The sequence below is a fragment of the Paenibacillus sp. GCM10023252 genome (assembly GCF_042653305.1).
Classification (GTDB): domain Bacteria; phylum Bacillota; class Bacilli; order Paenibacillales; family Paenibacillaceae; genus Pristimantibacillus.
Window position 1 is genome coordinate 77,278 of record NZ_JBHSHW010000001.1, and the last position, 20,668, is coordinate 97,945.

Consider the following 20,668-nt stretch of genomic DNA (forward strand, 5'->3'; position numbering starts at 1 on the left):
TCTTGCTGCTAACGCTGTGCCTGCTAATCAATTCGCCTGCCCAAGATAATAAGGTCTCGCTCAATGCCGTCTAATCTGGCTACTCTCGGCAGGTGCCCCCAGCCTTCGAAGCCGTACTTCCGCAGCAGTTGAAGACTCGGCTCGTTGTGACCGAATACGAAGCCAAGCAGCGTCTCAATACCGAGCGATGGACAGATGGCTATCGCTCGTTCCATTAACACCTTCCCTAGCCCCCTGCCTCTATGCGTCTCCGAGATGTAGATAGACACTTCAGCGGTGGCGTTATACGCCGGTCTGCCGTAGAACGATTGGAAGCTCAGCCATGCGATAATCAGGCCGCCTTCCCTAACGACCCAGATCGGCCGGCGATTCGGCGAATGCTGCTCGAACCACACTTGCCTCGCTTCCACGGATACCGGTTCCAGATCAGCGGTTACCATCCTTCCGGCAATGGTAGAATTGTAGATCTCTACAATAGCGGGCAGGTCTTGAATCTCGGCATCTTCAATGACATAGGATGGGGTAGTATGTGCTTCCATCGACTCTGTCAACCTCCTGTACGTCATAATCCTTGCTCCCTATTGTGCCATTATGTAGATTGTTCTGTATCCTCATTCGAGCCCTCTTCATATGTCGCCGCTTCTTGATTAGGCAAGTAGCCCTGCAGCGTATAGAATTCGCGATAGAGCTGCAGCAGCTCGGCTTCCTTCTCTTGAATAATCTTCGCCAGCTCATCCATTCGCTGCACGATCTCCGATGTGTCCTCATCTCTTCTGATTGCTTCTGTGCTGCAGCCGAAGGTCTCCTTCGCCCAGATCTCAGCTGGAATTCGTCCGCTCTTGCGATAGATACTCGTGAATGTATCGAAGATGGCATTAACCGTCTGTCTCCGCTCATAGCTGAGGACGCCTAATCCGTCCTTGGTGTACGATACAGCCAGCATGAGCTGGAAGTCGTTCAGCTTGCCGCGAGCCTGCTCGACTCGGTCAATCTCTCCAATGAGCACGGGATAGATGGACCGGAACAGCTCCGCTTCGGTTAGCATTTCTTCTTGGGTGATTATGGGCCGATTCTGCATTCCACCACATCCTCTCGATTAGATTCATCCCTATATTGTATTCTATTTGGTATCGCTAGCGCAAAAAAGTTGTTCCCACAACATGCTATCCAAAATAAGGAAGTCCTCCCTAAACGAAAAAGGTGCCTGCTGTGAAAACACAGAAAGCACCTTATGTATAGTCGTATTCGATTACAAATTCATTCGATACAGCTTGTCATCACCAGCTTGAGGCGTTCCTCTGCCATCGGTATTGTTCGTAATGAAGAGGAATGAACCCTGATGAAGCCGAATGTCTCTAATCCGCCCCAGATTCTGAAGCAGCACCTCCACTTGAGATTGACCCGAATCCGAGCCCGAATCAGGAGTATATCTAATGATTCTCTGCCCAAGCAGGGTGGCAACAAGCAATCTGCCAGAAGAATCAGCCGTCATCCCTGAAGGAGCAAGTGCCACATCTCCCGTATGATAGAGCGGTGGCTGCATGCCATCCTTCTCCTCATCCCCTATGATTAGGGGCCAGCCGTAATTCGTCCCTGGCAGGATGCGATTCAGCTCATCATGCCCGCCCGGTGAACCTGAGGGACCATGCTCAGAGCTGTATAGAACGCCATCCTGTGTCCATGCCAGCCCTTGAGGATTGCGATGACCGTAGGAGTAGATGTAGGAGCCAGGTATCGGATTATCATCAGGCACTTCACCGGTTAAGGTCATGCGAAGGATCTTCCCTGCAAGCGAGCTCTTATCTTGTGACAGCTTGTCCTGGCGAGCATCCCCTGTTGTGACATAGAGCATACCGTCAGGTCCTATAGCCAGTCTCCCTCCATTGTGGAAGATAGCACCAGGGATTCTGTCTAGAAGCAGAGCTGTCTCTTCCCAGACCGACTCCCCCAATATGAGAGTGACAACTCGCCCGAAGATCTCTCCGTCCTCTTCATAAGTATAATAGCTGAAGGCCTTAGTCTCTCCATGGTCCTCAGGATGAAGAGCGAAGCCCAGGAACCCTGCCTCACCTTCTTGGTACAGCTTCTTCTTCAGACTCACCTGCTGCCTGGATGCCTGGCCGTTCTCTACCATCACGATGCTGCCAGGCCGTTCACTAATATAGAGGACTTCCCCCTTGAAGTCGATTGCCCAAGGAGTACGCAGATCTTGCGCGACTACTTGGGCACCACTCGAGTCCTCTGCCGGCATGGAAGGGCTCCAGCTCGGATTCCCGTCAGTCACAGGCTGAGGCGACTTCGAGCAACCTGACATGCACAGACAGAGGATGAGCATCGCATATAGGTAGGTACAACTCTTCACTTGAACCCCCCTTTACTCCTTCGAGGCTTGCTCCTCTTCCTTCTTAAGCGCTCCCTCTGCCGCGGCAATTAGAGACTCGTACAGGTCATCATCCTCTTCGATCCGATCCTCCATGGCGAGCAAGTATTCCTCCTTGCCGGATTCGCTCCGGAAGAAGAGGCCATATGCGTATTCCTTGTTGCCTCTCTTCCTCTGAAGGGCGATCTCATATTGGTTCGGATCGCCCTCTGCTTCGAATTGAACCTTGCCGACATACCCGTCTTCCTTCGTGTAAGTCATCTCTGCACCAATAATGGTAATACGGCTTGAATTCATCTGTGTTAACCCCTTATCTTGTCATAGTATTAAGGACTTAGCTGATTAATCTGATTAAGCAGCTCATTCAGCTTGTTAAGCGTCGCTGGAATGCCGGTCTCCTCGATCGCTACCTTCCCTTGTTCGATGCTAGCGAGTGCCTTGTCTATCCCTTGCTCTAGCTGAGCATTGTACGAGACAACGGAATTATGGATGTCCTTGGCATATTCAGGAGCTTGGAGCTCTCCGAATTGTACCACATCTTCCTTCATGTCGAGCAGCTTCTGCTTCAGATCGGTTCTTGCATCCACATCATTAACGGCCTTCTCAGCAAGAGCATTCACATCCTGCCCGAATTGGTCCAAGGATTGCAGATAGTCCGTCGATGCCGTAGCATAATCCAGTGTCTGTCTGGCTTGATCCACAACTCCGCATCCCGCTGCCACCAGCATCATTACGATTAACAATAGACCCGTTAGCTTTCTGTTCACCATCATCACTCCATCTTCCTAGTATGGTCACCCACTTGCTTCCTATAACCCCGTAATACCCCTGCGCCACTTCATTGAAACGATGGATCATGCTAGAACGCCTATTCACCCTCATGCATACTCTACTATACGGCTGCCTAGCGGGCAGGTTCCCGTGTATGTCTGGAGAGGGTGATCGTATGGTCGTTCAACTGACGGCGCTGCACTGGGTGTATCTAGCCTTAATCATCGGTATTATCGGATTAATGGTAATGAGGCGTGATACAACTATTATCTGTGTGGCGGGTATCTTCGTCATTGGTCTGTTCGCGACAGAGTCGCTAAGCGGTTCTGTAAGCGGTATATTCAACAGCTTCATCTACGCAATCAATGAATTGATAGGAACGATACTCATTATATCGATTATCGTTGCTATGAGTCGAGTATTAATCCGTACGGGCATCAACGAGATGATGATCTCGCCGTTCACCCGGTTCCTCCGTACACCGACACTTGCCTTCTGGGGAATCGGTCTTATTATGATGGTCACTTCCTGGTTCTTCTGGCCGTCTCCTGCAGTCGCGCTCATTGGTGCTGTGCTGCTGCCGGTAGCCCTTCGCGTAGGTCTTCCCGCATTAGGCGCGGCTATGGCGATGAACTTATTCGGCCACGGTATTGCCTTATCTGGGGATTATATTATTCAGGGAGCCCCGAAGTTAACCTCTGAGGCAGCAGGTATCCCCGTTAATGAAGTCATGGCGGCCAGCATACCGCTTGTCCTCGTCATGGGCGTCGTGACGACTGTCGTTGCCTTCTGGATGATGCGCAGAGATCAGAGGCTGGGCACATGGAGAGACGGGCTCGTCGCTTCCCCTGTCCATCCAGCAGCAACCGTAGACGACGGTGCTGACCAAGAGGAATCAAGACTGAGCCGGCGGTCGAAGCAAGTGCTCGCGATACTCATCCCCCTCTTGTTCGGAGCAGATGTCATCGTCATGTTCACGTTGAACTTGCAGGGTGGAGATGCGACGGCACTCGTCGGCGGCACTGCCATGCTCATCTTGATCCTCATCTCCATGCTCACCCACGGGAGCCGCGGCATGGAGCAGACGACCCGCTATCTGATAGAAGGCTTCACCTTCGGCTTCCGCGTGTTCGGTCCCGTCATTCCGATCGCCGCCTTCTTCTACCTCGGAGACTCCGGCTTCGTCGCGATGTTCGGTGAAGTGCTGCCAGCAGGCTCTCATGGAAGTGTTAACGACCTCGGTGTTGCTCTAGCTAATGGCGTGCCTGTGAACGGGGCGGTAGGAGCTGTCACACTGACGACGGTTGGCGCGGTTACCGGACTTGACGGCTCAGGATTCTCCGGCATCTCGCTGACAGGCTCACTTGCCCAGCTGTTCGCTGGGGCAATCGGCTCAGGCCTCGCAACACTGACGGCATTAGGCCAAGTTGCTGCCATCTGGGTTGGCGGAGGAACGCTCATCCCTTGGGCACTCATTCCGGCTGCTGCGATCTGCGGGGTTGACCCGTTCGAACTCGCCCGCCGTAATCTCAAGCCGGTCGTCATTGGGCTCGTGGTTACCACAATAGTAGCCATGTTCCTCATCTAGAGATCAATGGACAGCGAGAAGCCCGCATTCCCTAGAGTAATGGGAATGCGGGCTCCTTACATGAATAAGTTAGGCTTGCGTGCTCTTCTCTTCCTCAATAAGCTGTACCTTAGCTGGCCAGAAGGCCGACTTGCCAAGCAAGGAAGTAATGGCTGGCACTAGGAATGGACGCACGATGAACGTATCCATCAGCACCCCAATCGCGGTAACTAGACCGAATTGGACAAGCACTTGAATCGGAAGGGTCGCCAGGACCGCGAATGTAGCGGCTAGTATTAACCCCGCAGAGGTAATGACGCCTCCTGTCTCCGCAACTCCCTCACGAATAGCTTGACGGAGCGGCATAATCTTGCGCTTCTGCCAGATGCTTGAGATCATGAAGATATTGTAATCTTCACCAAGTGCAACGAGGAAGACGAACGCATAGAGCGGAATAGAGCCTTGAATGGCATCAGCTCCCATGAAGTAATGCAGAATAATCCATCCGAGTCCGAGCGCTGAGCCGTAGGATAGGATGACAGTCGCCATCAAGTACACCATAGCGGTCACGGAGCGCAGATAAGCGACTAACAGCACCATAATGAGCACGATGACAATCGGGATGATGACGAGCGTATCACGGTCGGTCAGCTCCTTGGTGTCATACTGCGTTGCGGTCTGGCCGCCAACCCATACCTTATCTTCGGCGTTCGCAACACCTGCTTGCTCGAGAGCCTCAGCTGCCTGTTCACGAAGTACAGGAATGGCTTCCATCGCATCCATGGAGTACGGGTTGATATTGAAAATAACCGAGAACGATTGCAGATTCGGATCATTCTTGCTCGGAACAGCCTCTCCAACCGAGCTGACCTGACTCACTGCTGCAAGCTCGTTCTTCACCTCTGCTGCGGACTTGCCGTCAGTCTGTACAACAACGGTTGCCGGAGCCAAGTCACCTGGTGTATAAGCTTCCGAGATGACCTTGAATCCTTCACGGGAAGGCATATCCTCTGGGAAGGAGGATAGAATGTCATACGTGAACTTGATCTGTGTAGCGAAGCCTGCCAAGATGCTGAGGACAACGACACAAGTAATGACGACTGTCCATGGTTTACGAACTACCAGGTTGCCCACCTTAGCACCCAGCTTACGGCTGTCATCCCGGCGCTTATACACCTTGCCCTTCTTCCGGGCACGCTCCTGCTCCATCTCCTCCGTACGAGGAATGAACGGGTAGAACGACGCCCGTCCCAGCAGCGAGAGCAGCGCGGGTATGAGCGTCAAGCTTGCGATCCCCATAATAAGAATAGACAAGCTGAATGGAATCGCGAACCGATGGAAGGCGCCATACTTCGCTGCGAGCAGCGCGAATAAGGAGAGTACGACAGTGAATCCACTCATTGCAATTGCACCTGAACCATCCTTGAATGCCTTGCGCAGTGCGATGAACTTATTCGACTCCCTAGTCAGCTCTTGACGATAATGAGAGATGAGGAACAAGCAATAGTCCGTGCCTGCACCGAACAACAATACGGTCATAATAGAGATTGCTTGCGAATCAACCGTGATCCAGCCTTGATCAGCCATCCACCCAAGCAGCGGACTGGTGATGAAGTAAGCGAAGCCAACCCCAATCAGCGGGACGATTGCTAATATGGGTGAACGGTAGATAATCAGCAGCAGGATAAGGACGAGCAGGACCGTTGCGATGAGCAAGGATACATCGGCTCCTTCGAACAAGCCCGTCGCATCGACGGCAATACCTACAGGTCCCGTCACCCTTACGCTAAGCTCGCTCCCATCGTCAATTGCGGTCTCGAACGGGTCCTTGCCGCCTACTGCAGCCGTCACTCGTTCCTGAATAGCTGTGACGTTCTCCTTGGATACCTCGGTATCGGTTGTCTCCTCGAAGGAGATGGGCATGACGAATGTCGTTCCATCCTTGGAGCCCATCTTCGTCAGGGCAGGCGGCGGCAGCTCATGAAGCGGCGCCATCCCGATCTGACTCTCCAGAGGCTTCTCGCTCAGCTCCTTGGAAGTTGCCTGTATCGCTTGGTAATCTTCGGGAGTTAATCCTCCCTCGCGATGCCAGACGACTAGAGCAGGAATACCAGATGAACTTGGGAACTGCTCCTTAATAATCTTGTCAGCCAATACGGACGGACTATCTGTCTCCAGATTGGGAGCATTGTTCGTCTCCCTCTCTCCTACTGCCGGCAGCAGCATCGTCAGCAATACCGCTGCAGCAATCCATACGACCAGTGTGACCCATCGGCCGCGACGGCCTGCAACGAGGTCGCTTATCTTCTCTAACATAATATTGAATCCTCCATTTCACTTTTAGCTTCATTTGTTATAAAATAATGCTGAGCTCGAATTAATTATATATACCCGAAGGTTAATTAACAATGATTAATTTCAACATTTTAATGAACAGAGGTTGAAGCGATGGATAAGCAGCAAGCTAAGCGTAAGCCTGGCCGACCTAAGCGTACCGATACCGCCCATACGATGGAGCAGATTTTGCATACGGCATCCGTCTTATTCATGGAGATTGGATTTGAGAAGGTGTCCCTCGATAGCGTCGCTAAGGCTTGCGGGGTCACGAAGGCAAGTGTTTACTATTATTTTGACAACAAGGCGATCTTATTCACGGAATGCTTGCTCTTCGTACTTGGAATTGCTAGACGTTCAACTGAGAAGCTAATGACGGAGGATGGCCCTCTCTATAACCGCTTGCTTAAGGTAGCAGAGCGGCATATGCAGAATACGTACGTGGACTTCGAGACGATGATGCGAGAGGCTGCTGAAGGGCTGAATGAGGATCAGATTAGCCGCATTCGCGAGGGAGAGAGCGCTCTGCATACTGTCCTGCAAGGAGCCTTCCAGGAGGCCATCGATGCCGGAGAGATTCGAAGTGCGGATGCCGAGCTGCTGTCCCACAGCTTCACGGCCATGATGACCGTCCGTAACCGCAAGGAGGTCGTGAATGAGCACCGGTCAGCGGAGCAAGCAGCTAAGGAGATTATGCTGCTGTTCTGGCATGGAATTGCACCTATTGGGTCTAATGGACAAGCGACGTAAGCTCAATCTATGAACATTGTGAGAACTTGTCCCTAATCCCCCTCACATCCGATATAATAGCAGGAAGTGGTCACTTCAAGACCCAAGTTCATTCACTTACGGAGGGAATACAATATGTGGAAAACCCCCATCGGCCGCCTGCGACTAGTCGGTCTATATGAAGGAATCTCCTTCTTGCTGCTGCTCCTCATCGCGATGCCGCTGAAGTATCTGGCTGATATTCCTGAAGCAGTTGCTGTCGTCGGCTCGCTGCATGGCGCATTATTCGTCTTGTACATGCTGGCCCTGGCTCATGTCACATTCGTGAAGCGCTGGTCCATCTTCAAGGTTGGCAGCTCCTTCGCAGCAGCATTCGTGCCATTCGGCACATTCATCCTTGACGCGAAGCTGCTTCGCCGGGAAGCTTAGTTTCATTATTTACTTATCATGTGAAAAAAGCCTGTAAAGACCATCAACCGATGTCTTTACAGGCTTTTTTGTGGCACACACACGCATCATTCTTATAGAATAACGAAAATGAAGAACAGCGCTGCAATAATAAAACGATAGTAAGCAAACCAAGACAAGCTCAGCTTCTTCAGCAGGTTAAGGAAGGTTACGATGGCAATCATGCCGACGATGAATGAGGTCACTAGTCCGATTAAGAATAGAGGCAGATCCGCAGCAGTCAGGAAGTCTCGGCTCTTGATGAGATCGACGCCGGATGCGCCAAGCATGATGGGCACCGACACGAGGAACGTGAATTCCGCTGCCGCCTTCTGACTCGTGCCGAACAGCATGCCACCTGATATGGTAGAGCCCGAACGAGAGAATCCCGGCCACAAGGCTAGAATCTGGAACAACCCAATGATGAACGCTTGCTTGTATGTGATATCATCGAGCTCCTCGGCTGTCACCTTCCGCTTCACCTTATCCGCGACGATCATGAGTATACCGCCAGCGACGAGACCGACCAGCACGGTCGTCCAGCTGAACAAGTAATCCTTGATGAAGTCACGGAAGACGAATCCGATTAGAGCCGCAGGAACCATCGCTACGGCGATATGTACCGCATTCAGACCGCTTCCCGGCTTCAGGTCGAAGCGAAGCAGACTTAAGAATCTCTTCCAATAGAGGACGAGTACAGCGAGCACGGCTCCCAGCTGGATTACAACTTCGAACGTCTTGGCCCGATCTCCATGGAAGTCCAGCAGCTCGGCCATCAGAATCATATGTCCTGTTGAAGATACAGGGAGGAATTCTGTCAGTCCTTCTACGATACCCATAATTATTGCCTTGATTAGATCATCCAATCCTTACCACTCCTTACCCAGTATCTAATGCTCCATCCAACCTGCATGCAATCCTGTAATATGATACCACAATGAATGTCCACATGTCGCCTTCCCTTAGCCCCACTTCATAGACGCTGTCCGCGCCTCTTCCCCCTTCACTGGATGCTGCTGATCTCTATTTTCATGAAAAAAAACAGCGGCTGCTCCCATAGAGAAGCAGCCGCTGCCGTACATCGTGCAAGTAGAGTTAATTGACTCGAATCTCCATCCGGCGAATTCGGTTAGGATCCTTCTTCCGAATAATGAAGGTCAGGTTGTCGTACGTCCACTCCTGATCGACGGGAAGATCGGACTGTTGGCCGAACAGCCAGCCTCCGATGGAATCCACATCCTCACTCTCGAGATTGCTGCCGATGACATCATTCACTTCACTTAGAAGCGCAATGCCGCTGACCATATACCGGCCGGGCTCGATCATCTCAATCTCCTTCACTTCGTCAGCATCGAATTCATCGCGAATCTCACCGACGATCTCCTCAATAATATCCTCAATCGTGATTAAGCCTGAAGTGCCGCCATACTCATCCAGCAGGATAGCAATATGTACACGCTCCTGCTGCATCTTCTTCAGCAGCGTCTTGATCGGCATCACATCAGGCACCGTCATGACCGGCTGCAGTAGCGAGCTGACCTCAATAGAACGATTGCTCTCATACTGGAGGAAGAATTGCTTCGTATTCATAATCCCGATAATGTTGTCCTTGCTTCCGCTGGCTACCGGGAATCTGGTGTATTGTTCCTTCTTGATAATGGCGATATTCTCTTCTCTTGACTTATCGACGAACAGGCACACCATATCTGTACGAGGCACCATAATCTCACGCGCCAGACGCTGATCGAATTCGAAGATACGATTCACATAGCCGTACTCGCTCTTGTTGATCTTGCCGCTCTCATAGCTCTCTGACAGAATGATTCGAATCTCCTCTTCGGAATGAGCCTCATGCTCCTTCGCAGGCCGGAAGCCGACTAGCCGAACGAGCGTGTTAGCCGAGCCGTTAAGCACCCAGATGAAGGGATACATCACCTTGTAGAAAATAATAATGAGAGGAGCGGTAATCTGACTGATCTGCTCCGCCTTAATGATGGCAAGCGACTTCGGAGCAAGCTCGCCGAGTACAACGTGGAGATAAGTGACGACTATGAAGGAGATGGCGAACGTGAGCACATGGCTCAGCTCCCCATGAATGCCGAGCTCCTCGAACAGCGGATGAAGCAGCTTCTCCGCGGTCGGTTCACCGAGCCAGCCTAGTCCGAGCGCTGTGATCGTGATCCCGAGCTGACAAGCCGACAAGTAACCGTCCAGATTGTTAACGACCGTTTCAACCGCTTTCGCATTTTTGCGGCCCTCCATGACCATTTGGTTCACTTTGCTGGAACGAATCTTAACGATTGCGAATTCGGTAGCTACGAAGAAGGCCGTGAATACGAGAAGCAAAGCGAATAATAGCAGATTAAGCAGCATGAGTATCTCCTCTTTTACAATTTGAACTTATCCAATAGCGAGTTCATATGAACTCATTATACGAACATACCTATAACTTTTACAAATACCAGTACCCGCCATATCGGGCGAATAATCATCGTATTGGTAGTTTTTCAGCTAGTAACACCCCTCTTCCCTATAATTGATGCTTTGACATCGTTCAATCGAGGTTTTATGATGAGTTCATCAGAACTCCTAAGCTAAGGTGGTGCAGCGGAAGTGGAGACCTTCACCCTCACTCGCAAAGATATGGCAAGCTTGCTGGTTACCCTATCAGGCAAGACAGCATCCAAGTTACCTCTGCAGGTGCTTCAAGATGCCTGGAGACGATATCACCAAGAGGAGATCAAGTCTGGAAGCAACTTCACTTCCTTCTTGTCCACATCGCTTCCTCCTGTGCTCGAGAAGATGATCAAGTCAGCAGCTAAGGTGGATGGCTTCTCTCTTCATGATATTGTTGCCTTAGGCAGTCAGATTGAATACACGCATATGTCGATTACATCCGTTCAGAACTGGGTGAAGCGTGACTTCAAGTCGTATCTTGGCGCTCCTAAGGAAGGCAAGAAGTATTCTCTTAACCAAGCTGCCCTGCTGTTCATCATCGAGGATCTGAAGTCCACGCTAGACTTCGAGTCCATTCGCAAGCTGTTCGACATCCTATTCAGAGATTCCGCTACGGATGAGGACGACCTCATTCAGCCATTGGAGCTCTACTCCGCCTACTCCACCCTATTCGAGGAGATGGAGGATCATTATGAAGAAGTGGTGTGCAGCAGAACGGATACCCGAGGCTTCGATGCGGTGCTCGATCAGCTATATCGTCAGCGTGCAGAGCACGTCGTTGCAGGGATGAAGTCACTAAGCTTGATGCAAAAAGAGGCCGTACGAAACGCGCTGATCGTAGCGCTCATCTCCGTACAGACCTCTTACTTCCATTCTCTAGCCCGCCGTTATGTGAACGGCATGGTATTCCTCCGAGACTTGGAATAAGGCTGCAGCAGCCTAATATCCAACCTCAACTTAGACGGTCGTTCACGTCATCCTACCAAGGAACGTCGTCATCCTTAGCCTCTGCAGCAGCAGCAGCCTGCTGGGCCGATGTGTACTCCCGCGGCTCATCATCCGGTCGGCCTCGGCCAATATGCTCCATAATGTCGGTTAGATCAGGCGGCTGAAGCAGTTCAATCGGCGACTTCCCCTTCTCGAACAGGAAGTTGTCTCCTTCAATGACGACCACATAGCGCCCATTGTGCTTCGCCATATGGATTCTGCTGCCGAAGTCAGCGAGCAGCCCTCTCACCGACACACTATCCAGCTTGAAGGAGAAGCCAAGGTCCGGCTTCTGCTCGACTAGCACGGCGGACGCATTCGCAACCTGCTCATGGGTCCAATGCTCATGAAGCTCCCGCTTCTCACTTGACGCCCATACCTCGATCGCATTCTCTTCCTCGCGTCGCTCTGCCCCTTCGTCTCCTTGCCACTTCTGCTCCATGTAATCCTGAACCATCTCCATGACCTGCTCGCTGAACACCTCTGGAAGAGGCTTCTCATAGGAGACGAACTTCAGGAAGTCCTCGAAGTATCTCGCGTGTGAAGCTTGGTGAATCTTCAGCTCCGCATGCTCCAGCACACCTTCCTCCGGCATGTGGGGATACAGAATCGACTTAATATTCTTCGCGGAGATCGCCATCTCCACCCGTGAGATGAGGCTCCTCTCATCAGCGATACGAGCAATATTGGGCTCGAAGTCGCACTTGAGCAGGAACAGGAACGGCTCGTCGAAGTAGGTGTTGAGCTTCGCTCTTGCCATAATCAGTGCTCCACCGCGGACGGCAGCGGTGTCCATATAGGTACGGATGAGCTCATCTGCAGCGCCGAGGTACTGCTCCTTGTTGTCCGCTTCCCGCAGCCGCTGAATGAGATTGTAGTTCGGATTGCTATCCAGCTCATATCCCGGCTCGACGATGAATCGTCCGACCTTGGTCGGTGCGGACTCCGTGCTCGGATTACGTTCAGCCTTGCGCTTCAGGATCCGCTTGAACTCACTCTCTATGAACTTCTTAATCTCGCTGTCCTCGTAGTCATATTCATCGAGCGTCTGGAAGTGCTTGAACTTCTTCGCTGAGCCGCCCTCTTCATCATCTGTCGTCTGTATGACATAGAATGATAAGTATTGCATCATTAAGTCCAACCGTCATTGCTCCCTTGTACGATAAGATGTCTCCTTAGCATAGCATATCTTCCCTCTCCGGGTCATGACCTTCAGCAGCCTCGCCCGATTGTAGCGTTGAACCAAGATGCACGGCAGATTAGCAATCAGCGCATAGACGAACATAATGACAAGCCCAAGAGCATCGTTGTACAGGGTGAACAAGGGAACAGGCAGCAGCATACACCAATGCGTCCACTCTCCCCTCCTAGTCTCGGTCACAAATCGCTGCAAGTAAGCAGGGCTTCGGGAAGCTAGATGAGCCTTCGCGAAGCCTTGCTTGAACCAGGCTCCACCATCGGGCAGCTTATCCTTCCACCTGTGGATGGCGAAGGCTCGCTCGTAGAAGGCTCCGCCCGCTTCGAAGGCCCGCAGCCTGGTCAAGGCGGTCTCCCGCTCGAAGAGACGAGCGGGCAGCCTGACCGCTATGAAGGCGCTGAGCAGATGCAGCGCCGTCCATACGATGCCGTTCAGCAGCCACATGCCGCTTGAACTTAGGGATATTCCAAGGCTAGCTAACATCTATCGACCTTCCCTTCCAGTTCACCTTGCGCATGATATAGGAGCGGAATAGCGCATAAGCGAACAAGACAAGGAAGAAGAGCAGGTACGCGGGATAGAGCAACTGGGTTAGCCTGCCGAACGACCCGGCGCACCTAAGTCCCCTCCCTAGGGATCCTGCAGAGAGTAAGTAGACAGCAGCAGCTGCAAGCGGGCTAACCGCAGCTGATGCTGGAATGACGATGGACTCTGCAGCTGTAATCGCCCCGCCAATCAGCGCGGTAATCCAGATGACGATCAGGATGAGCCTCCATAGTGATGTCGCGCCAGCACCGAGTGCAATACTCTTAACCCAGCCGGTCATCAGCTCTCTGAAGCTATGCGGGTACATACGGAATTGCAGCACTTGCTTATCAACTAGGCCATAGACGGAGAGACCGCATCGGCGGAATCTCTCCCCTAGCCTCAGATGCTCCAGCACTTCGGAGCGAATGGACATATGCCCCCCCACGGCATCGTAATCCTTGCGGCTGCATGCCGCACAAGGTCCGAAGCTGCTGCTTCGGCCGGGGAACAGGCTTAGCGCTCCGCTGCCAGCGAGCAAGACGACATTGAATAGAGCAGACCACTGCTCACGCAAGGTTGGCGCATCATGGTATGGCTGAATCGTGACATATCCCCCCTTGCGGTAGAGCAAGGAAGACAGCTGTCCGATGAAGCTTGGCTGGGGAATCGTATCGGCGTCGAGGAAGACGAGATAGTCTCCCTCAGCTTGCCTTGCTCCGCTCCAGCAAGCCCAAGACTTGCCTTGCCAGCCGTCCGGTAGCGGCTCCGCACGTACAACTCTTGCTCCTAATGCATCAGCAGTAGCTGCTGTAGCATCCTCTGACGAATCATCGACGACGATAATCTCCAGCGGTCGGAGGGTCTGATTGCGAAGCAGAGGCAGCAGTACAGATAAGTTATGCTCTTCGTTGCGTGCTGGAATAATGATGCTTAGCTGCATCCCTTGCGTATTCGTGCCTTGCTGACGCTGCTGACGCTGGTGACGCATGCCCCTCCAGCCTGCTGCGGGACGGAACAGGATATAGGTTAGACCCAAGCCTAATAGTTGAATGAGCAGACTCCATGTCATCGAGCTGACAACCCCCCTCTGTATCATCTCTTGAGATTATGTTACTAGCTTCTCTACTAGATGACCTATGAACCGTTTTTTCATATTTTTTTCACAATGATTGTATTACTAGCCACCAATGCGTACAGACTTGGAATTAATGACAAGGACATATAGTAACAATTGCTTACAACGGGGTCGTGCTGGTTAACCGACATGAAGAGAACAACTACCTACTACTATTAATGTCACTATACAAGTCCATTAGTCAGCAGTATCGACAGATTGGACTTCATTGAATCAGGAGGAACAAGATGAATAAGAAAAAAGTTATCGTCATCGGCGCGGGACTTGCAGGACTATCCGCAGCGATTCGTCTGCGTGCAGACGGTCATGAAGTTATTGTACTGGAGAAGAATGAGCGAGCGGGCGGCAAGCTGAACATTCGGGAAGGGATGGGCTATACATTCGATACGGGTCCATCCATCCTGACGATGCCATGGGTGCTGGAGCAGCTGTTCGCATCAGCCGGCCGGGAGCTCGAGGATTATATGAAGCTGGTCCGTGTTGAGCCGCAATGGCGGGCGATGTACGAGGACGGCCGAATCATTGATCTGCTAGGCGACTTGCCGGATATGCTCAGCCAGATCAGCGACGTGTCCCCCCGTGACCGGGACCAGTTCCTGAATTACTTGAACTATTGCCGCAAGCAATATGAGCTGAGTATGAAAAGCTTCTATAGCCGCAGCCTGTCCGGCCTCACGGATCTGAGGCAGCAGCATACGTTCGGAGAACTGCTGGCGATGGAGCCGCTGAAGTCGATGGCGCAAGTGACGGAGCAGCATATTGCTCATCCGCAGCTTCGTCAGTTGTTTAACTTTTTCATCATGTATGTGGGGTCATCTCCGTATGCGGCTCCGGCCGTGCTGTCTCAGCTGATCTACGTGCAGATGGGGCTTGGCATCTACTTCGTCGAGGGCGGGATGTACAACATTGCGCGCGGCATGCTGCGGCTGCTGGATGAACTGGGCGTGGAGGTTCGGACGAGCAGCGAGGTGCTGGATGTGCTCATGGAGGGTGGACGAGCAGCGGGTGTGCGGCTTGCGAACGGCGAGATTAGAGGCGATATCATTGTGAGCAATCTGGAGGCTATTCCAGCGCATCAGTCGATTCTAAGCGGACATCCACAGAGTGAGATTATGGTGCAGAAGCTGCACAAGTTCGAGCCGTCGGTATCCGGACATGTCATGCTGCTGGGCGTGAATCGTCAGTATGAGCAGTTCAAGCATCACAACTTCCTGTTCTCCGAGCAGCCGGAGCGTGAATTCAATGATATGTTCGTTCGCAAGACCCCTACTCTGGACCCTACCGTCTACGTCGGCATCTCTTCGAAGACCGATGCGGCCCAGGCTCCGGATGGCAAGGAGAACTGGTTCGTGCTTACCCATGTCCCGCCTCTGCGTGATGGCGAGAGCTGGGAGCCATACCGCGAGACGTATCGGGAGCTGGTGCTGAACAAGCTTGAGCGGATGGGCGCGGTCGGCTTGCGGAGTCATATTGAATGGGAGCATTCCTTCATTCCAGATGACCTAAGATCTCTGTATGGGGCGAACGGCGGCTCCATCTATGGAGTCGTGACCGACCGGAAGCTGAACGGCGGCTTCAAGATTCCAGCTCGCAGTCCGATGGTGGACAACCTCTACTTCGTCGGCGGCTCCACTCACCCGGGCGGCGGCGTCCCGATGGTCACGCTCAGCGGCCAGCTCGCCGCCGACCTGATCCGCGAGGACCTGGCGAAGCAGGCCGCTATCTAGCCGCAGCGCCCCGCCAGGGCTCGCGCAGGCGGGCGCGGCGCAGGGCGCTGTTGCCGCTAGGTGCGGGCCGCGTTAGTGCCGCTAGGGCAGGCGCGGCCGGACTAGCGAGGCAGGGCGCGGGCGGGCTCAGGGCGCTGTTGCCGCGAGGTGCGGGCCGCCTGCGGTGTAAGATGATGTTGGATCCGGACGAGGAGTAGGCGGTCCAGGGTGGGGGCGGTTTAACGCGGATTTTCCTTGTTAAGTCGGTGCACCTAGCTGGTGCCGGACGGTTTAACAGGGATTTTCCGCGTTAAGACGCGGTGAGCAGGTTAGTATAGAGCTCTCCATAGGAGTTAACGCGGATTTTCCCTGTTAAGTCGGCACACCAAGCGGTGTCGGACGGTTTAACAGGGATTTTCCGCGTTAAGTCGTGGTTAGCAGGTTAGTCTGAAGCTCTTCGTAGGAGTTAACATCACAGGTTGCTCTCCTCCAACATGAATTACTCCACCATTACTTCATCCTCCTACTCTCAAGCACGACCACCATAGGATAAGCAACTATTAAGATAATAGTCCCATAGCTAGACTGCTCCAGCGAGCTTCGGAACCTAGCGACAGACCAGCCGTCCTCCCCGATGATCCAGTAAGCAACCTTGTTGCTTATACCGATTCCGTCTTGAAGGTCTGGACTTAAGCTGGACAAGTAGTTATGAGTCAGACAGATAACCGCTAACAGCGCCACACTGATCGACATGAGTAAGCATCTCGAGAACGGCTCCTTCACTCCCGCCTTGAGGAACACAGCCATAGAGAGCAGGACGAAGACCACACTTCCAACTAGATAGAGCATACACACACCTCCAAGTTTACTCATAAGAATCCAACACACTACAACCTCTTGCCGAAGAGTAGGACCATAAGCTACTCTCCACTAACTGCTTCATTTCTACGCTTCACCCAGGTACCAGTTACCCCTTCTCCTATATTTTAACAATTCTGCTCTACGAAGATAGTCGGCTTATCTCCCCCTTAAGTTGCATGACCTATTTCCCTATTATATAAGAACACTTGTTCGATTAATCATTATCATGTAATATAGATATACAATTGAAAATCCTGGGTGGGCATGGTCTCCTTGCGACTGTTGGAGGGAGGTGATGCCATGGAGGTAAAAGATGCCATTACGATCATGTTCCTGTTCGGAATGTTCATACTTGCTCTTCTTACTTACATTCATGCGACGCATAAGAAAAAGTAAAAACCCACCCTACGATTGAACGCCGAAGGTGGGTTAATACTTCCTGTAGGACTTAGGAGGGCGAACCATCCAGAGCCAATTGTCTGACCAAGTGTTGCTGCACTTGGTCTTTGATAATGCCTATACTATCATAATTCTGACAGGTCATCAATTGGCCCGTGAACGAACGCCTCCAGCTATGTGCAGTCTACTTGTCCTTACCGAGGAGGACGATCAGTCCATCACTCCCTGACAAGCTCGCAACTCGCGACTCGCCGACATTCTGCCCATACCACGTCTCAGCGACGTGCCAGCCCTCTTCGAGACCCAGCTCGACTTCCCGTCTCTCAGGAGAATAATTGACCAGCACAGCTACACGCTGGCTATCGTCGATTAGATGCTCTGTTACGCCGACGAACGGATTGTCCAGCTTCACAATCTTGCCGGACTTCTTCATCTCATGCTGCAGCTGTGCATACACCTGCCAATACGGGCGCTCCTCAGGACGATATACCGTCTCTCTTGCTTGAGCGAATGCCTGCTCAATCGGAACGGACAGGAAGTATACATTGCCCTTGCCATAAGATGCCTTCGTGAACACAGGATTACCGTCCGGCTCTGAAGCCAGCACCTCTGCCCGCTCATTGTTCAGCTCCAAGCGGAACGCGCTCGGCACCTCAAGGCGGGTTCCACTAGACAAGAGAACCTCTGCAGATCCCTCACGCCGTCTGCGATTGTGCACCCGCACCCCCGTGAGCTCAGCGAAGTTCAGCGTATAGCCGTCATTCGTGGATAAGTAGAGATCAGCTCCGTCCTGCACCTTGCTTAGCAGAGCTTCCCAGCGCTGCTTCGGCACGCCCTCTACCCCGCTCAGCGATGGCAGCAGGTAGACGTTCGCATCCTTAAGCGGCTGATCCTCGAACTGGAAGGTGATGTCCATGCCAGCTTGCTTCCCTAGCAGGAAGGTACCGTAAGCGACGGCCCAATGATCCTGAGCGCTGTTGATGATGCAGACCGCATCCACGATTCGAGGCGGAAGCTCAGCTAGAGGCAGCTGCTCGATGACCCTCTTCAATGCGGCTAGCTCCTGCAGTGCCGGCTTGACGCGTCCATCCTCTGTCATGAGCCCTAGCTCGCCCTCGCAAGCGACCCAATCATATGGCGCATGCTGAAGCTTCGTCTGGTCGTTCGCGCACCACCAGAGGAGCCCTTGCGACCCGTGCGCCCATTGCGTCAGCATACTCGAGCGGGCGAACGCAGCGGCGACCTCTTCACTGCACACCATAGGCCCCATCGTCCCCATCTCCTCGGCAAAACAAGGCTTCCCAGACAGATCCGCGTAGAACGAGTTCTCCGCTGCTGCGTGTACGATCGGCCTCATCGAGTCGATAGGATCCACGTCCGCGTACTCGGTCCAGAATGGGTACGGATGTGTCGTCAGGATATCCGTCAGCTCTCCTTGGTCCTGCATCGTCCACTTGCCAGCCGGCTTCAGACTGTGCATCCCCGAGATGAGCGGACGGCTGCTGTCCGCGCTCTTAATCGCATTCGCGATGGAAGACGTCCACAGCCACGCTTCTTCCCTTGAAGCGACCTCTCCCATCTCATTGCATTCATTGCCGAGATCCCAAGCTACAATCGCCTCGTCATTCTTCATCTCCTGGATGAAGTAGCGAACGAATCTCACCTGCCACTGAATCGCTTCCGGGTCAGTCAGAATGGGCTTGCCGGCAAGTGCAGGAGGCACGAACAATCTGCCGCTCATCCAGCCGGTAATGAGGCCGACAATAATCTTAATGCCATATTGGTCCGCAAGCTTCGTCAGTACGCGGAATCGATCCATCATGACGACAGACATGCCCGCACGGCCAGCTTCACTGTCATCCAGCCGTTCCTCGCCGAACCTCGCCCCTCTTGGCTTGCCTCTCCCTCCGTACAGCATCGTAATGGGTTGGAAGTCCGGCCATAGCGGGAACACACGGATGATATCAATGCCCGCCTCCGACAGCCGCTTGAAGTCCAACTCCACCATCTCTGGCCGCCAATCCGACCACATCGCTGTCCCTGCATGGGAAGTCCAATAATTAACCCCTATGAAAAAACGCCTGTCCACCTTCAATAGCTTCTCTTGCTGCATGAACAAATCCCCCTCATTGACATGGTTATGACATTCTAGCTCTATCCTAAACCGGCCCGCCCCTGTTAAACTATAAGAATGACAGACAATAATATAAGGATTCTATCATCAGAAGGCGGTCACCCCATTGAAAGCTTACTTTGAATCCAACAAAAATCGCTCTGGAGGACTAGAACATCCCTTCTATGCCGCACAAGTGGCCACTGACGGAGAAGGCTATCAGATTAGCCACCATTGGCATTATCATATGGAATGGCTGTATTTTACCGAGGGGGAGGCTACTCTGCATCTAGGGGACGAGATCGTCCCTATCCGTGCGGGTCAGGTTGCCGTTATTCCGCCTTGTGAGGTTCATGCGGTCACGGTCCAAGAGGGAGTTCGCTCGAGTCATTACGTCGTGGGATACGATCCGGAGCTGCTCCAGCCGATGCCGAATCTTGCTCTGCAGCTGCGATATATTCTGCCCTATTCGCCTGCTTGCACAGCCGCGCAGAAGATCATTACGATTCAGGACGATGATCTTCCTCTGATTCATACTCTCATCACGACTGTGTACAAGGAATATGCGGGACAACCGCCAGGGTACGAGCTTGCCGTTAGTGCCGTCATCTATCAGCTGGTGCTGTGGCTCGTCCGCAATCAGTCCTGGCTCCAGTTGATAGCCGAAGGCACGAACGCCGTCAGCCGACTAGGCCAGCTCGAGCTTGCCCTTCGATATATGGATCAGCATTCCCATCTGAAGCTGACTGCAGAGGAGATGGCAGATAAGAGTGGAATGAGCTATAGTCACTTCGCCAGAACCTTCAAGCTCATGCTGCGAACGTCCTTCACCTCCTATCTCATTGCCCTGCGTCTTCGCAAGGCGGAGAGAATGCTGCTGAGACCGGAGCTCACGATCACCCACATTGCGCTCGAGACGGGGTTCAATGACACGTCTTACTTCATTAAGCTGTTCAAGCAGCATAAGGGATTGACACCCCAGCACTATCGCAGCCGAATGCTCGGCAGTCAAGTATAGTATAATAGACGAATCACTACAGATTACGAGGTGCCACC

General features: G+C 52.7%; 20 protein-coding genes. 7 read left to right on the forward strand and 13 right to left on the reverse strand.

Annotation, left to right across the window (positions count from 1 at the left end; all coding sequences use genetic code 11):
* Positions 1–23: 23 nt before the first annotated feature.
* The 5 genes from ACFO9Q_RS00370 to ACFO9Q_RS00390 form a co-directional block, all read right to left on the reverse strand.
* Positions 24–539: a GNAT family N-acetyltransferase gene (locus ACFO9Q_RS00370; RefSeq protein WP_379177498.1), complete on the reverse strand. Its 516-nt coding sequence runs from the start codon at positions 537–539 to the stop codon at positions 24–26.
* A 50-nt stretch (positions 540–589) separates the two neighbouring features.
* Positions 590–1,078 carry a hypothetical protein gene (locus tag ACFO9Q_RS00375; RefSeq protein ID WP_379177500.1) on the reverse strand — a complete coding sequence of 163 codons (489 nt, stop codon included), beginning with the start codon at positions 1,076–1,078 and terminating at the stop codon, positions 590–592.
* Between the two features lie 171 nt (positions 1,079–1,249).
* Complete coding sequence (locus ACFO9Q_RS00380) at positions 1,250–2,362, reverse strand: PQQ-dependent sugar dehydrogenase (RefSeq protein WP_379177502.1); 1,113 nt, start codon at positions 2,360–2,362, stop codon at positions 1,250–1,252.
* Between the two features lie 12 nt (positions 2,363–2,374).
* Positions 2,375–2,677, reverse strand: a complete 303-nt coding sequence (locus ACFO9Q_RS00385; RefSeq protein WP_379177504.1) for a hypothetical protein — start codon at positions 2,675–2,677, stop codon at positions 2,375–2,377.
* A gap of 29 nt (positions 2,678–2,706) precedes the next feature.
* Positions 2,707–3,153 (reverse strand): DUF6376 family protein, encoded by a 447-nt coding sequence (locus ACFO9Q_RS00390; RefSeq protein WP_379177506.1) that lies wholly within the window; start codon positions 3,151–3,153, stop codon positions 2,707–2,709.
* Positions 3,154–3,326: 173 nt separating this feature from the next.
* Between ACFO9Q_RS00390 and ACFO9Q_RS00395 the strand changes: the two genes are divergently transcribed.
* Complete coding sequence (locus ACFO9Q_RS00395; RefSeq protein WP_379178002.1) at positions 3,327–4,739, forward strand: hypothetical protein; 1,413 nt, start codon at positions 3,327–3,329, stop codon at positions 4,737–4,739.
* A gap of 69 nt (positions 4,740–4,808) precedes the next feature.
* On the opposite strand, the gene ACFO9Q_RS00400 is transcribed toward ACFO9Q_RS00395, so the two are convergent.
* A complete protein-coding gene (locus ACFO9Q_RS00400) occupies positions 4,809–7,034 on the reverse strand; it encodes an MMPL family transporter (RefSeq protein WP_379177508.1) in 2,226 nt (741 codons plus the stop codon).
* Positions 7,035–7,166: 132 nt separating this feature from the next.
* Here ACFO9Q_RS00400 and ACFO9Q_RS00405 point away from each other — a divergent pair, with 132 nt between their 5' ends.
* Both ACFO9Q_RS00405 and ACFO9Q_RS00410 read left to right on the forward strand, forming a co-directional pair.
* Positions 7,167–7,802 (forward strand): TetR/AcrR family transcriptional regulator, encoded by a 636-nt coding sequence (locus tag ACFO9Q_RS00405; protein ID WP_379177510.1) that lies wholly within the window; start codon positions 7,167–7,169, stop codon positions 7,800–7,802.
* A gap of 114 nt (positions 7,803–7,916) precedes the next feature.
* Entirely contained in the window at positions 7,917–8,210 is a 294-nt protein-coding gene (locus ACFO9Q_RS00410; protein WP_379177512.1) for a DUF3817 domain-containing protein, read from the forward strand.
* A 92-nt stretch (positions 8,211–8,302) separates the two neighbouring features.
* Here ACFO9Q_RS00410 and bacA read toward each other — a convergent pair whose 3' ends face one another.
* Positions 8,303–9,094, reverse strand: a complete 792-nt coding sequence (gene bacA / locus ACFO9Q_RS00415; RefSeq protein ID WP_379177514.1) for an undecaprenyl-diphosphate phosphatase — start codon at positions 9,092–9,094, stop codon at positions 8,303–8,305.
* A gap of 229 nt (positions 9,095–9,323) precedes the next feature.
* A complete protein-coding gene (locus tag ACFO9Q_RS00420) occupies positions 9,324–10,601 on the reverse strand; it encodes a hemolysin family protein (RefSeq protein WP_379177516.1) in 1,278 nt (425 codons plus the stop codon).
* A gap of 240 nt (positions 10,602–10,841) precedes the next feature.
* Between ACFO9Q_RS00420 and ACFO9Q_RS00425 the strand changes: the two genes are divergently transcribed.
* Positions 10,842–11,612: a DUF1836 domain-containing protein gene (locus ACFO9Q_RS00425; protein ID WP_379177518.1), complete on the forward strand. Its 771-nt coding sequence runs from the start codon at positions 10,842–10,844 to the stop codon at positions 11,610–11,612.
* 52 nt (positions 11,613–11,664) lie between these two features.
* Here ACFO9Q_RS00425 and ACFO9Q_RS00430 read toward each other — a convergent pair whose 3' ends face one another.
* The 3 genes from ACFO9Q_RS00430 to ACFO9Q_RS00440 are packed head-to-tail and all read right to left on the reverse strand — an operon-like array spanning position 11,665 to position 14,467.
* A complete protein-coding gene (locus ACFO9Q_RS00430; protein WP_379177520.1) occupies positions 11,665–12,813 on the reverse strand; it encodes a DUF3900 domain-containing protein in 1,149 nt (382 codons plus the stop codon).
* A 3-nt stretch (positions 12,814–12,816) separates the two neighbouring features.
* A complete protein-coding gene (locus ACFO9Q_RS00435; protein ID WP_379177522.1) occupies positions 12,817–13,353 on the reverse strand; it encodes a glycosyl-4,4'-diaponeurosporenoate acyltransferase in 537 nt (178 codons plus the stop codon).
* Positions 13,343–14,467: a glycosyltransferase family 2 protein gene (locus tag ACFO9Q_RS00440; RefSeq protein WP_379177524.1), complete on the reverse strand. Its 1,125-nt coding sequence runs from the start codon at positions 14,465–14,467 to the stop codon at positions 13,343–13,345. The genes ACFO9Q_RS00435 and ACFO9Q_RS00440 overlap by 11 nt, the downstream gene beginning before the upstream one ends.
* 293 nt (positions 14,468–14,760) lie before the next feature.
* Here ACFO9Q_RS00440 and ACFO9Q_RS00445 point away from each other — a divergent pair, with 293 nt between their 5' ends.
* Entirely contained in the window at positions 14,761–16,260 is a 1,500-nt protein-coding gene (locus tag ACFO9Q_RS00445) for a phytoene desaturase family protein (protein WP_379177526.1), read from the forward strand.
* Between the two features lie 489 nt (positions 16,261–16,749).
* On the opposite strand, the gene ACFO9Q_RS00450 is transcribed toward ACFO9Q_RS00445, so the two are convergent.
* Positions 16,750–17,088, reverse strand: a complete 339-nt coding sequence (locus ACFO9Q_RS00450; RefSeq protein ID WP_379177528.1) for a hypothetical protein — start codon at positions 17,086–17,088, stop codon at positions 16,750–16,752.
* Between the two features lie 312 nt (positions 17,089–17,400).
* Here ACFO9Q_RS00450 and ACFO9Q_RS00455 point away from each other — a divergent pair, with 312 nt between their 5' ends.
* On the forward strand, positions 17,401–17,496 hold the full coding sequence (locus ACFO9Q_RS00455; RefSeq protein WP_379177530.1) for a putative holin-like toxin: 96 nt from the start codon (positions 17,401–17,403) through the stop codon (positions 17,494–17,496).
* A 187-nt stretch (positions 17,497–17,683) separates the two neighbouring features.
* Here ACFO9Q_RS00455 and ACFO9Q_RS00460 read toward each other — a convergent pair whose 3' ends face one another.
* On the reverse strand, positions 17,684–19,612 hold the full coding sequence (locus ACFO9Q_RS00460) for a cellulase family glycosylhydrolase (protein ID WP_379177532.1): 1,929 nt from the start codon (positions 19,610–19,612) through the stop codon (positions 17,684–17,686).
* Between the two features lie 127 nt (positions 19,613–19,739).
* Here ACFO9Q_RS00460 and ACFO9Q_RS00465 point away from each other — a divergent pair, with 127 nt between their 5' ends.
* The gene (locus ACFO9Q_RS00465) at positions 19,740–20,630 is read left to right on the forward strand and encodes a helix-turn-helix transcriptional regulator (protein ID WP_379177534.1); all 891 of its coding nucleotides are present in this window, start codon (positions 19,740–19,742) and stop codon (positions 20,628–20,630) included.
* Positions 20,631–20,668: the final 38 nt, after the last annotated feature.